This window comes from Clostridium yunnanense, from assembly GCF_016595795.1.
Taxonomy (GTDB): Bacteria; Bacillota; Clostridia; order Clostridiales; family Clostridiaceae; genus Clostridium_AR; species Clostridium_AR yunnanense.
The window spans coordinates 45600-58456 of record NZ_JAENHN010000046.1; the positions used below are offsets into that span (position 1 = coordinate 45600).

Sequence of the window (12857 nt, forward strand, 5' to 3'; positions counted from 1 at the left end):
TTCTTATATACATAATTTTTTTATCCTCTTCGGTAAAAAATTAGCCGCTTATATTTTTCATGCTACCATAAGACAAACTAGATAAATTATTGAAAAGTTCTACTTCAGAAAATGGCTTTTCTTCGAACCAATACATTAAACTGCTAATCAAACCACCTACAAGATACTCTACAACAAAATTACTGCTTTCCTCATTTAACACACCATTTTTTAAGATGTTAGCATAAAAAAGTTTCTTCAACTTTTCCTTATGCTCTACGGCAAAATATGGATCACCTTTTGAAGAGAGTAAAACTCTATAGTATTTTTCGTTTAGTTTAAGTAGCTCAATGGTATTCTTGAGAAGCTCTTCTTGGTTATATGTCTCTACATTAATATCGGTGAACTTTTTATCAAAATCTTCAAATATCCTATCTTCAATATATTTTAATGCATCATTTATATCGTCAAAATGAACGTAAAAGGTGGCTCTATTATAACCTGCTTTATCTGTAATTTCCTTCACAGTTATTTTATCTAAACTTTTCTCTTCATATAAACTCCAAAAAGCTTCCGCTAAAATACTTTTTATATACTCACGTTTATCTTTATATATCCCCATAAAGATTCCCTCCATATTGAATTTTAGACAAATTGTCTTCAAGTGTTTATTGAATAAAACTCTACTGTAATTTAATATATAGATAATATACAACACATCGTCTAATTTTACACTTAAAAAATTGGAGGCAGAAATGAAAGTAAAATTTAGTTCTATTGATAAAGATTTGAGAATTAACGGAAGAGTGTTTAAGCTTCTTAATGCTACATATACTGAATCAGGATTACGCTTTATGTATAAAATGAGTCGTAAAAGTAAAATGAAGGTAGCAGATGAGACCATACAATTCTCAGAGGAATATATCGTGAGAAAAGATGGTTCAAGGCTTCGTATTTGCATATTTAGACCTCTAACTCCTAAAAAAGATGTACCAGGTGTTCTTTGGATACATGGAGGAGGCTATGCACTTGGTGCCCCTGAGGTATCAAAGCTATATGCAAAAAAATTTATAGAAGCCCGTGATTGTATTGTCATTGCTCCTGATTACAGACTGTCAATAGAAGCACCCTATCCTGCTGCTTTAGAAGATAGCTATGAAACTCTTTTATGGATGAAAAATCACGCAAAAGAACTAGGAATACGCTCTGATCAGCTAATGATTGGAGGCGATAGTGCCGGTGGAGGACTAACTGCAGCACTTTCTTTATATGCAAGAGATAAGGGCGAAGTTAATATAGCTTTTCAGATGCCACTATATCCAATGATTGATGATAGAATGACAACTGACTCTGCAAAGGACAATGATGCACCAGTTTGGAACTCTAAATCTAACTTTATTGGCTGGAAGCTATATCTTGGTAGTTTATTTGGCACTGAAAGTGTGCCATGCTATGCCGCTGCTGCAAGATCAGAAGATTATACTAGTCTTCCACCAACAGCAACCTTTGTAGGAAACTTAGAACCCTTTAGAGATGAAACTATTCAATATGTAGAAAACTTAAAAATGGCTGGAATACCTGTTGATTTTAAAATCTTCGATGGATGTTACCATGGTTTTGATCAGATATGTCCAAAAGCTGAGGTAACTAAAAAAGCTCATGAATTTCTTGTTAATTCTTTTAAATATGCAACAGAGAACTATTTTGCAGAGCAAGAGACGTAAGGTATAAGTAAATAGTTTAAACCAATATTACTAAAATCTTAGTTCTCTTGACTTAAGTCAAGGCTTTACTATTATAAGGTTGATATAATCATCTCATATATAGATGTACCTCTTCGAACCTCAATCTTTTTTTAAAACTCTCACGGCTTCTGGTGAGAGAATTTAAAAATAATAAATTTCATTACGAAGTGGTACATCCATATAAAAAAGGAGATGATTATATGTTAATATTTGAAAAAGAAAAAATATCACTTCGCACAGCAGCTTTAATAGCTGGAATTACCATATGTATTATAGCCATTACAGCAGGATTTTCAGTAGGAGTTGTTCAGAGCAAGCTAATTGTAGAAGGTGATTCTGCTTCTACAATGTATAATATAAAAAATTCACTTTCCCTATTTCAACTAGGGATCTTTAACTGGCTCGTAACTCTTATTGGAGATATCGTTATTTCTTGGGCATTATATATCTTTTTAAAACAATTTGACAATAGTCTTTCGCTACTTGGTGCATGGTTTCGACTTGCCTATTCTGCTATTCTTGGTATAGCTATACTAAACTTGATATTTGTGGCAATCTTATTAAATACCAAATATAAATTTTCTTTCCCTGAACCAGAACAATTACAGTTTTTAGTACTACTGTTTATCATAGGCTTTAATAAAATATGGTCTTTGGGACTTATTATTTTCGGAGCTCATCTTTTCATAATTGGCTATTTGGTGATAAAGTCAGGCTTCCTCCCAAAAACATTAGGAATACTTTTAGTAATCGCTTCTTTTAGCTATATATTTATTCACATAATGCATCTATTTTTACCTCAATTGGAAAGCACTACAAAAATATTGGAAAGCATATTAAGCCTTCCAATGGCAGCTAGCGAACTAGGCCTAGGCATATGGCTGCTATTTAAAGGTGGCAAGTCAAAGAAGGTAAAAGCTTAAGGCTTTATAAATAGGCTATCTTTGGATACTCTTTTCTTAATTCTACTTAAGGATTCTGGAGTAATCCCAAGATAGCTTGCCAATTGGTGCTGTGGCACACGATTTATTAGTCCAGGTCTTTTCTTAAGTAGCATTCGAAAACGCTCTTCTGGAACTGCAGCCATGAAGCTTGCTCTTTCCTCTTGTTCCTCTCCAAAATTTTGTTCAATCATAGTCCTCGTTATCTTTTCCAGCATTGGGAACTTAGAGTACATATCTTCTTCAGACTTCAAGTCTCCTTCAATAACTATTGAATCTTCTACGCAGGATAAAAAATATTCACTTGGTGTCCTTTGTTTATAACTTTTAAATATAACCGCAGCTTGATTTTCTGTAAAAAAGTTGATGGTCACTTCTCTGCCATCGTCTCCGATTTTATACTGCCTTATGCATCCAGCTAGTACAAAATAACACTTGTCCGCCACTTCCCCCTGCCTTAAAAGTTGTGTCTTTTTACTGTATCTATTAACTACAATATTTTTCGCTATTTCTATGATTTCCTCCCTACTGAGAGAGGTACTTTTTTCCATGAACTCTATCAAATCTTTATTCATATCTATGTCGTCCTTTATAAATAATTTTCTTATTAAGGTTCTTATTTACTACGTTTTATATTCTTCTATTTTAGCAAAATAAGGCATTGTACACCATAGTTCTTCATTATGCTATGCCGTAAAAATTCTATTTTGATCAATCCCATATAAAAAATTTTATCTCTTAATATTACTGTTACAAAACTATACACAATAATCATCCAATTATTGTAAACAATCACATTTACTTTTATAATATTAATAAAGTGTTTGTTGTAGAATGTATCTGCAATTTTAACTAGAGCTTTAGATATCTGGACCCAGTATAGGGTTTTGCACATTCATAGAAATGAAAATCTTAGGAACAATTGAAGTAAGGGGGATAAATAAGTTGAAAACTCTAAAGGAAACTGTATACGAATTCATACAGCAAGAAATTTATAGTACTAATGAATATAAAAATGGCTTGGAAACTAAAACTGTTGCTGAAGCTTTAGGCTTACACCGCTCCAATGTAAGTGCTTTATTAAACGAGCTTGTAAAGGAAGGTAAGCTTTCAAAGACAACCACAAGACCGGTTTATTATAAGCTCCCTGACCAAATTAATCAAAGTTCAGAAAAGTCCTGTTTCACTCAATTAATTGGTTATAACGGAAGCTTACGAAATGCAATTCAATTGGCCCAAGCTGCTATTCTCTACCCAAGGTCTAGCTTAAATGTTTTGCTTTCTTCTAAGACAGGCTGTGGAACAACTTATTTTGCTTCCTTAATGTTTGAATTTGCTAAAGAAATGAGAATCTTATCAAAGACTGCTCCTTATATAAAAATAGACTGTCGTCATTACTCTAAAAATGTATCTATATTAAATGATGACCTCTTTGGAAATCAAGGTGATTTAAATAATAGTTGCTTCGCTAGAGCTCAAGGCGGAATGCTCTTTCTTGACAATGTTGATTTGCTTGATGCAAAGCAGCAAAGCTTTCTCTTTAAATTCTTGGATTCAGGCAAGATCTTTTCTGAGGATAAAACAAAAAACTTAGATTGCAATGATTTGTTTCTAGTACTTGCCTGCTCTCCACAAAGCGGCTTACAAATCAATCGTATAATCCCTGTTACCATTGAACTTCCTGAACTAAAAGATCGTTCTATGGAGGAACGTTTTGAGCTTATCAATCATTTTTTCCAAGTCGAAGCTTCAAACTCAGAACGGTCTATTGAAGTTACTGCGGAGTCAATAAAAGCCTTACTATTATCAGAATTTAATTATAATGTTAAGGGCTTAGAACTGGATATTAAAGCGGCCTGTGCAAATGCTTATGTTCGAGTTGTTAATGAGTCAGAACAACCTATTTATGTATGTGTTAATGATTTTAAGGGACAAATTAAAAAGAGTCTACTGAATCTAAAAGGCTATGCTAACGAAATTGATGCACTTATTGGTAAAAGAGATTCAATTATTTATGATAAAAATATTATAGATCCAAACTACTATGATCCTCATTCAACAGTTGATATGTATTCTGAAATCAAAAAACAGTATGATGAGTTATCTAATCTTGGAATAACAGACAGTGGTATTGAAAATGTTATGAATACCCATATCCACAATTTGTTTAAGAAGTACCGTTATTATAATGGTTTTGATGATTCAAACAATCTAGAGCAGCTTTCTAAAATTGTAGATCCAAGGATCATTGAAATGGTCAATATATTTCTGGATAATTGTAAAAAAGGGCTAGGAATAAACTATAAATCAAATGTATTTTATGGACTTTGCCTCCATGTAAATTCATTGTTAACCATAAATCTCTCTGAGCAGAGAATAGACAATAATCAAATCATCAAAATTGTTCAGGATTATCCTAAGGAATATGCTGCAAGTGTACAGTTTGCAACGATCTTAAAGGAAAAACTAAATTTAAATCTGCCAATTCACGAGGTAGTTTTAATTGCCATGTTCCTAATCGAATCCGATGAAAATAGCGAGGAAGACCACCCTGTAATGCTTTATATCATGCATGGCAGCCAAACAGCCTCCTCTTTAAAGGATGTTACAAATAGCTTAACTCATTGCCATAATTCATATAGCTATGATTTAGCTTTAGATATCGGAACAAGACAAGCTATGGAGGAAATTAAGGCGCTTATTGAGAAAATCGATCGCGGTAAAGGTGTTATTGTCATATATGATATGGGTTCTATTAAGACAATGCTTGATACTATCTCTGAAGAAATTGATGTAAAAATTAGATATATCAATATGCCTATTACATTGATTGGTATTGACGTTGCAAGAAAATGCTCTATGGAAAGTGACATCGATTATGTATATCATATGGCTAACCTTGAAATCAATAGTATGAAGAAAAATGTAGAAAAGCATAACAATATCATAGTTACTCTTTGTCATACAGGCGAAGGGGGCGCAGCTCAGTTAAAACTATACATCGATCAATATTCAAAGCTAGGAATGAAGACCATAGCCCTTGCAATATCTTCACGAAATGAGCTTTTAAGAGAAGTTTTAGCACTTCAAAAAACTTATAACATCCATAGTTTTGTTGGTGCATACGATCCGAAGCTATTCGGAATTCCCTTCATCTCTATACAAAAAGTTTTTGAAAGCTCTAAAGAGGATTTAGACCGTATACTAATGTTTGAGCCTGTTAATTCTCGTTCGGTGGATTATAACGATGTATATAAATACTTAGGTGAGCAGTTCAAGTACACATCTATCTCAAAACTTAAAACTGTGCTTCCAAATATAATAGATGAATTCAGCATGCTGTATCAATTTACTGAAGATCAAAGAGTTGGATTGTTTATGCACCTCGCCTGCCTAGTAGAAAGGCTGCTAGATGGTAAGTCAGTAGTTAGTAACAATGATAGAAACAAGCTAATTTCAGTATTTAAAGAAGATTATCAAGCTATAGTTAAAATCCTAAAACCTTTGGAAAGAACCTTTAAGATAATAATAGATGATAATGAAATCACAACCATAATCATGATTATAAAAAAGGTGTAAGCTCCTAAAAAGTAACTAAAAATGCCTCTTGTTCTATAAAACATAGACAGGAGGCATTTTTTCTCTTTAGCTTTACATATAGACAACCCCATAATTAAATTTATATTTTCGGTTATTTTCAACACTGTATTTAAACAATGACATATTTTTAGAGTTGCCCCCATATTAGACTTCTTTAGAAAATAGTTTTTTCATATGTTTATGCTCTACAGGATGTGGACGAACTGGTTCTACAATCCCCTCTTTACTACTTAGAATTTTCTTTTGAATATCATAGAGAGTATCTGTCATTCTTCCATAATAAACAGCCTCGCTAAACATTCTCATCAATTTGTTATGCTTCTCTTTTTCAAAGCTTTCGATATGTTGATTAAATGTTATCTTTAAGCCTTCTTCTACCACTTCAGTTTCATAAGTTATGGTAATTGTGTCCACTAAGGTTTTGATTTTTGACTTGTAAAACTCTCCTCTTTTATACTCCAATATAGATATATCAATACGAGTATGGGCGTTGTTATCATATTTTGAATACTTCAGTCCTTTCTTGATATCTTCCACGCTTAATTCCTTACCGAGGCATTGATTAATATCAGACAAGAGATCGTTTTCAAGAAAATCATAAAAGTCTTTTTCAGTTATTTTTAATATTCTTGTTAGTTTCATGGACACATTATAGCACATCATTTGGAAAATAAATACAGTGTTTTTTATAAGTTTTCATCTCTTTTTATAGGGCAATAAAGTCCGTAAACCTTGATCTAGACTGCATTCCATAGGTAAAGATACTAAATGTAACACTTTTATAAATTCTTAAAGATGTTAAAAAGTATACTTTGCAAATGATATGGTTATACACTAGATAAAAAATGAATTTAAGATTAATACACTAGCCTTCCAATTCTAAAAAAATCCTTATTTTAATAAAAAACAAGTGTATTTTTGAAAATATACTAACTAAATACTGTATAAAAATCTTAAAAACCTTGTCTGTAATCGTTTTGACAAAAGATTTTTTATACACTAAAATGAAATCAATCCAGGAAATAATTTACATTTTAATATAAGGGGGATATCCAATGGACGAAGAAAACGATTTAGTATCAATGACGATTATTGCAAACTCAGGTGATGCGCGATCTTTTGCCTTTCAAGCTTTGGAGGAAGCTAAAGCTGGAAACTTCGAAAAAGCAGAAGAGCTTCTAGCAAAGTCTGATGCAGCAGCAACTCTAGCTCATAAAGCACAAACAGAGTTATTATTCAAAGAAGCAAATGGGGAGAGACAAGACATTAATGTGTTACTTGTTCATTCGCAGGATCATCTAATGACAAGCATGCTGGCAAATGAACTTATTAAAGAAATTGTTTTACTATACAAAAACAGATAAAAATGTATCATTTCAATTTAAAAGTCTAAAATAAAGCGTTACATTTATAAATTAGGAGGATGGAATATATGAAGATTTTATTAGTATGTGCTGGTGGAATGTCAACAAGCATTTTGATGAAAAAGATGGAGAGCTATTGGAAGGAAGCCGCAGAAGAACTTGACATTAAAGCCGTGGGCCTCGCTGAGTACCAAGATGTATATCAAAATTATGATATAGTCCTTATGGGACCACAGGTATCCTATCGTTTGAAGGAAGTAAAGGAAAACACTGGACTACCATGTGCTCCAATTCAATCCTTTGATTATGCAATTGCAAATTGCCCTAACATTATGAAGTTGGCAAAAAAGTTATATGCTGAAAAATAATTAAATAAGGAGAGGTAAAATGGAACAGTTATTTGAAAGTAAATTCATGATCAAGGTTCAAGATTTTGGTCAAAAGCTAGGCAGTAACAAATTCTTAGCTGCTTTGCAGGCTTCTATGATGTCCTTAATGGGTATCATAATGGTTGGTGCTATATCACAAATTATTTGTTCAATAGGTAGCGAAACCATGTTAAATCTATTTTCTTCAAAAAGCACGCTTTATGCAATCATCTATTTACCTTATCAATTTACAATGAACTCCTTATCTTTATGGGTTGTTGCTTTATTTGCTTTTCACTATGCAAAAAACTTAAAGATGAAATCTCCTATTATGAATGCAGTTGACGCATTGGTTTGCTTCTTATTAGTAGCCGGTGCTTTAACTACAAGTGAAACTGGAGTAACATCTATTAGCATGACTTACCTTGGAGCTCAAGGCATGTTTATCGGATTCCTTGTTGTGTTTATGTCTGTGCGTATTGAAAAGTACTGTGCTGATAAAAATATTCGTATAAAAATGCCAGACGTAGTTCCTCCATTCTTACAAGATGGTTTTTCATCAATTTTGCCACTATTATTTAGTGCAATTATTTTCTTAGCTATTTCCAGTGCTGTATCAATAGGTACAGGTGGAGCTTATAATGTTTGTTCAGGATTTATGGCGCTCCTCGGTGTTCCATTAAATGCATTAACCTCAGTTCCAGGTATGTTCATCCTTTGTATTTTTGGTGCGTTATTATGGTGCTTTGGTATTCATGGTACCATGATTTTAGTTCCAATTATTATGCCTCTAGGTATACAAGCAGCAGTTGCAAATGGTGCAGCACATGCAGCTGGTAAGCCTTTAGTGTTCTATCCAGTAGCATTATTTGGAGCAATGGCTATCTGCGGTGGTACAGGTAATACCTTACCTCTTGCACTTATGGGACTTCGCTCTAAATCTAAACAAATCAGTGCAGTTGCTAAGATCTCTGCAGTTCCAGGATGGTTTGGAATCAATGAGCCTATGACCTTTGGTATGCCAATTATGTATAACCCTATTCTTTGTATACCTTATGTATTAAATATTCCGTTTGTTATGTTATGTACTTATCTAGGATATAAATTTGGTTTCTTACAACCTGCTTGGATTTCTATTTCAGCCTTACTTCCAATGGGTTTTGGTCAATATTTATCTACCTTAAGATGGCAAAATGCAATATGGGATTATCTAATGTTAATTCCTTCTACAATAGTTTGGTACCCATTCTTTAAGATTTACGAAAGGCAATTAGTTGCTAAAGAAGCTGCTGCTGATCTAGTGGAAGCATAGTTTATACCTAATAAATTGCTATATAAATTATATGTTCAAGCTTAGTGGCTATGCAGTGTATGCATAGCCTACCCACTTTAATATATAAGTGGTGTTTTAAAGATACCTAATAATAGAACAAGCAACAAATAATTAAGATTTCAAAACGGAGGTTAAGTAAATGAAAGGTTTTCCTAAGAATTTTTTATGGGGTGGCGCTACTGCTGCCAATCAATATGAAGGTGGATGGAATGAAGGAGGAAAAGGCGTCAACACATCAGATGTTATGACCGCTGGCTCTCATACCGTTCCTCGACGATTGACTTATAAAAATGTAAAAACTGGTGAAACAGGTGCAATAATTGGTTTTGGACCAAATGCAAAACTTCCAGAGGACTGTATTCCTGCTGTAATTGAGGGTGAATACTATCCAAGCCATGTTGCAACAGACTTCTATAATCATTATAAAGAAGATATTGCTTACATGGGTGAGATGGGCTTTAAGACCTTCCGTTTAAGCATGAACTGGGCACGTATTTTCCCAAATGGTGATGATACAGAGCCTAATGAAGATGGTTTAAAGTTTTATGATCAAGTTTTTGATGAATGTGTGAAATATGGTATAGAGCCACTAGTAACCCTATCCCACTATGAAACACCAATCAGTCTCACAATTAAATACGGTGGCTGGTCAAACAGAAAATGTATAGATTTCTTTGAAAACTATGCGAAAACAGTATTTAAATATTATAAAGGAAAGGTTAAATACTGGCTAACCTTTAATGAAATCAATTGTATGGAATTTGCTCCTTTTGTTGCAGGTGGTTTATCTGACCCATCACCACAAAGCAAAGCACAAGCAGCTCACAATCAATTTGTAGCAAGTGCTAAGGCAGTTAAAGCTGCTCACGAAATAAGCAATGAAATAAAAGTTGGACAAATGCTCGCATACATGCCTCTTTATCCATACACTTGTGATCCTAAGGATCAGTTAATGGTTATGGAAGCTGCTCAAACTAGCCTCTTCTACTCAGATGTACAAACTGGAGGTCACTACCCTGCTTACAGGCTAAAGAAATATGAAAGAGAAGGTATTATATTAGAAACAGAAGCTGAGGATTTTGAGCTTCTTGAAAAATACTCTGCTGACTTTTTAAGTTTCTCTTGTTATGGCTCTGTGACTGTTTCAACCCATGAGGATGTTAATAAATCTAACGGAAATCTAATGATGGGTATTAAAAATCCATATTTAGAGACAAATGCTTGGGGCTGGGCAACAGATCCAGAATGTTTAAGAATCGCACTAAATACCTTGTATGATCGTTATCACAAACCATTATGGATTGTGGAAAATGGGATTGGTTGGGATGATAAAAAAGAGGAAGATGGCAGCGTACATGACACTTATCGTATAGACTATTTACGTAAGAATATTGCCTCCATGAGAGATGCCATAAATATTGACGGCGTTGACTTAATGGGCTATACAATGTGGGGCTGCATCGATTTGGTTTCTGCAGGAACTGGAGAAATGAAGAAACGTTATGGTTTTGTTTATGTAGACCGCGATGATGAGGGAAATGGATCTCTAGAAAGAAGCAGAAAAGACAGCTTCTATTGGTATAAGAAAGTAATTGCAACTGACGGGGTAGATTTAGAATAACTTTTTTCCTACTCATACAAAATGCCAATAAAACTATAAACCTATTGAAATAAAGTAGAATTCTTAAAACAAAAATCATATTATATTTAAAACAATCATTTAGAGGATAATATGCGGTACATTTTAAACATTAAAGAATGCAAATTTCTAGGAAAAGGGGATGAAGGAGCAGTATATTTAACTCCTGAGGGCTTTGCTTTAAAAATATTTTATGAAAAAAAGAAAGCTGAAAGTGAAGTTGCTATTTTAGAAAAAACTAATGGCAGTAGATTTTTCCCTAAAGTTATGTTTATTACTGACAATAAAGTTCTAAGGGATTATGTTGAAGGAACAAATTTATATGAATACATTAGTAAGAACGGATTATCTTACAACCTTTCTGTTGAAATAATAGAACTTATAGAGGAATTTAAGCGACTAAATTTTAAAAGGATTGATATTAGAAATGCACATATCTTTGTAAATAAGGATGAAAAAATACAAGTTATTGATCCAAGAAAGGTGTTTGAAAAAAACATCCCCTATCCTAAAGAAATGATTAAAATATTAGTTAAACTTAATTTATTTGATGAATTTCTCAAACATCTTTTAGCTTACAATGAAAATCTTCTTAATTATTGGATTAAAGCCTATGAATACTTTGAAGCTATGCGTAAGAAAAAAATTGTTATAGATATGATTGCTTGTTAGAATGGCATAAAGATGAAACACTTCAATCCGTAGACTCAAAATAAAAATTTTGATGTTCTACGGATTTTTTTCACACTTATAATGTTTTTTATATTTATTTCTTATAATTATAAATTGTGCTGCACATGCTAAAAAGATTGTAATTCCACTCAAAAGCGATAGAACTGCACTCTTGATATCTTTTCCATTAGTTATACAAAATCTCATATTTAACAACGATATAATTATTGCAATCAATGAAACAATAACTGAAAATCCAGATATAATTTTTGATACTTTACCTTTCTTTGCAATATCCTTCATAGTATTTCCCCCCTCTATATAAGTACTTTAAAAAATACAGATCACCATAATTCATTTTCCTTTTCACTATAATTGTAGCACACTTTCAACTAATGATTGGAGTGCAATCCACATCTTTTAATAACTTTTCTATGAATAAACATGATCTAGGAGTAAAATTATAAATACTAATGCTTACCAATAAATCTTTTTATTAAATCATGCATTATTAAAATGGTTAATTAGGCGCTGCTCTTTGCGCAAGCTCTTTAAAGCGTCGGATAATTAACCATTTCAACATATTAGTTTAGCACACTAAAATTTTTTTATATTTTATTGAACTTTTTTAAAACTCCTACGTTTAAGTAATGAAAACAGCAAGAAGAGGTAGAATTCATGAATTTCAAAAATCAAGATGAAGAAAATTTAATAGCAAGAGCTAAAGCTGGTGATAAATATGCTTTTGAAATACTGATTAGTAATAACTTTTCTATTTTAAAGGGATATGTATTAAAGATGACTTTAGACAAAGACCTAACTGAAGATATCGTTCAAGATACCTTGTTATCTGCTGTTGTTCATATTGATTCCTTTGTGTCTAATGCTAAGTTTTCAACGTGGCTTATAAAGATTGCCACCAATAAATATAGAGATTACTTAAGAAAGAACAAAGAAACCGATATATTATTAGATACCTTTCAGTCTTCTTCTATTACTGAAGAAGTAGTAGTAAAAAAAGAAGAACTCGAAGAAGTTTTAAAAATATTAAAATCAATGCCTGCTGATAAAAGAACTGTATTTATACTAAAACATTATTATGGTTACAGCTATGAGGAAATAAGCTCTATAGTAAATTGCCCTATTGGTACGGTAAGATCAAGAATTCATTATGCAATAAAAGAGATAATTTCAAGATTTAATGGAGGTAAGTAAA

At 32.6% G+C, this 12857-nt stretch carries 13 protein-coding genes; 9 read left to right on the plus strand and 4 right to left on the minus strand.

The annotated features are described in order from the left end of the window. Positions 1-40: 40 nt before the first annotated feature. Positions 41-601 (minus strand): TetR/AcrR family transcriptional regulator, encoded by a 561-nt coding sequence (locus JHL18_RS16420; RefSeq protein WP_200271161.1) that lies wholly within the window; start codon positions 599-601, stop codon positions 41-43. Between the two features lie 133 nt (positions 602-734). Between JHL18_RS16420 and JHL18_RS16425 the strand changes: the two genes are divergently transcribed. Both JHL18_RS16425 and JHL18_RS16430 read left to right on the plus strand, forming a co-directional pair. Beyond that, entirely contained in the window at positions 735-1703 is a 969-nt protein-coding gene (locus JHL18_RS16425; RefSeq protein ID WP_200271163.1) for an alpha/beta hydrolase, read from the plus strand. Between the two features lie 221 nt (positions 1704-1924). Next, positions 1925-2647, plus strand: a complete 723-nt coding sequence (locus JHL18_RS16430; protein ID WP_200271165.1) for a DUF4386 domain-containing protein — start codon at positions 1925-1927, stop codon at positions 2645-2647. Here the strand turns inward: JHL18_RS16430 and JHL18_RS16435 are convergent. Beyond that, complete coding sequence (locus JHL18_RS16435) at positions 2644-3240, minus strand: Crp/Fnr family transcriptional regulator (protein ID WP_200271167.1); 597 nt, start codon at positions 3238-3240, stop codon at positions 2644-2646. The genes JHL18_RS16430 and JHL18_RS16435 overlap by 4 nt on opposite strands. A gap of 370 nt (positions 3241-3610) precedes the next feature. On the opposite strand from JHL18_RS16435, the gene JHL18_RS16440 reads away from it, so the two are divergent. Continuing rightward, positions 3611-6244, plus strand: coding sequence for a PRD domain-containing protein (locus tag JHL18_RS16440; RefSeq protein ID WP_200271169.1), 2634 nt, complete (start codon positions 3611-3613; stop codon positions 6242-6244). A 165-nt stretch (positions 6245-6409) separates the two neighbouring features. On the opposite strand, the gene JHL18_RS16445 is transcribed toward JHL18_RS16440, so the two are convergent. Further along, complete coding sequence (locus tag JHL18_RS16445) at positions 6410-6907, minus strand: DUF3284 domain-containing protein (RefSeq protein WP_200271171.1); 498 nt, start codon at positions 6905-6907, stop codon at positions 6410-6412. A gap of 413 nt (positions 6908-7320) precedes the next feature. Here JHL18_RS16445 and JHL18_RS16450 point away from each other — a divergent pair, with 413 nt between their 5' ends. From JHL18_RS16450 to JHL18_RS16470, 5 genes are all read left to right on the plus strand, one after another. Next, positions 7321-7629, plus strand: a complete 309-nt coding sequence (locus JHL18_RS16450; RefSeq protein ID WP_200271173.1) for a PTS sugar transporter subunit IIA — start codon at positions 7321-7323, stop codon at positions 7627-7629. A gap of 68 nt (positions 7630-7697) precedes the next feature. Further along, entirely contained in the window at positions 7698-7997 is a 300-nt protein-coding gene (locus tag JHL18_RS16455) for a PTS sugar transporter subunit IIB (RefSeq protein ID WP_200271175.1), read from the plus strand. A 19-nt stretch (positions 7998-8016) separates the two neighbouring features. Continuing rightward, positions 8017-9309 carry a PTS sugar transporter subunit IIC gene (locus tag JHL18_RS16460; RefSeq protein WP_200271177.1) on the plus strand — a complete coding sequence of 431 codons (1293 nt, stop codon included), beginning with the start codon at positions 8017-8019 and terminating at the stop codon, positions 9307-9309. Positions 9310-9469: 160 nt separating this feature from the next. Next, positions 9470-10951, plus strand: coding sequence for a family 1 glycosylhydrolase (locus tag JHL18_RS16465; RefSeq protein ID WP_200271179.1), 1482 nt, complete (start codon positions 9470-9472; stop codon positions 10949-10951). 111 nt (positions 10952-11062) lie between these two features. Then, positions 11063-11641 (plus strand): serine/threonine protein kinase, encoded by a 579-nt coding sequence (locus tag JHL18_RS16470; RefSeq protein WP_200271181.1) that lies wholly within the window; start codon positions 11063-11065, stop codon positions 11639-11641. A 57-nt stretch (positions 11642-11698) separates the two neighbouring features. Here the strand turns inward: JHL18_RS16470 and JHL18_RS16475 are convergent, their stop codons facing one another. Next, a complete protein-coding gene (locus JHL18_RS16475) occupies positions 11699-11944 on the minus strand; it encodes a hypothetical protein (protein ID WP_200271183.1) in 246 nt (81 codons plus the stop codon). A 375-nt stretch (positions 11945-12319) separates the two neighbouring features. On the opposite strand from JHL18_RS16475, the gene sigY reads away from it, so the two are divergent. Continuing rightward, positions 12320-12856 carry an RNA polymerase sigma factor SigY gene (gene sigY / locus JHL18_RS16480; RefSeq protein ID WP_200271185.1) on the plus strand — a complete coding sequence of 179 codons (537 nt, stop codon included), beginning with the start codon at positions 12320-12322 and terminating at the stop codon, positions 12854-12856. The last annotated feature ends 1 nt before the right edge of the window (position 12857 follow it).

Excerpts from the sequence above, each read along its gene's own strand:
- JHL18_RS16475 (WP_200271183.1), bottom strand. The coding sequence starts at position 11,944 with ATGAAGGATATTGCAAAGAAAGGTAAAGTATCAAAAATTATATCTGGA.
- JHL18_RS16420 (WP_200271161.1), bottom strand. The coding sequence starts at position 601 with ATGGGGATATATAAAGATAAACGTGAGTATATAAAAAGTATTTTAGCG.
- JHL18_RS16445 (WP_200271171.1), bottom strand. The coding sequence starts at position 6,907 with ATGAAACTAACAAGAATATTAAAAATAACTGAAAAAGACTTTTATGAT.
- JHL18_RS16470 (WP_200271181.1), top strand. The coding sequence starts at position 11,063 with ATGCGGTACATTTTAAACATTAAAGAATGCAAATTTCTAGGAAAAGGG.
- JHL18_RS16455 (WP_200271175.1), top strand. The coding sequence starts at position 7,698 with ATGAAGATTTTATTAGTATGTGCTGGTGGAATGTCAACAAGCATTTTG.
- JHL18_RS16465 (WP_200271179.1), top strand. The coding sequence starts at position 9,470 with ATGAAAGGTTTTCCTAAGAATTTTTTATGGGGTGGCGCTACTGCTGCC.
- JHL18_RS16430 (WP_200271165.1), top strand. The coding sequence starts at position 1,925 with ATGTTAATATTTGAAAAAGAAAAAATATCACTTCGCACAGCAGCTTTA.
- JHL18_RS16460 (WP_200271177.1), top strand. The coding sequence starts at position 8,017 with ATGGAACAGTTATTTGAAAGTAAATTCATGATCAAGGTTCAAGATTTT.
- JHL18_RS16450 (WP_200271173.1), top strand. The coding sequence starts at position 7,321 with ATGGACGAAGAAAACGATTTAGTATCAATGACGATTATTGCAAACTCA.
- JHL18_RS16425 (WP_200271163.1), top strand. The coding sequence starts at position 735 with ATGAAAGTAAAATTTAGTTCTATTGATAAAGATTTGAGAATTAACGGA.
- JHL18_RS16435 (WP_200271167.1), bottom strand. The coding sequence starts at position 3,240 with ATGAATAAAGATTTGATAGAGTTCATGGAAAAAAGTACCTCTCTCAGT.
- sigY (WP_200271185.1), top strand. The coding sequence starts at position 12,320 with ATGAATTTCAAAAATCAAGATGAAGAAAATTTAATAGCAAGAGCTAAA.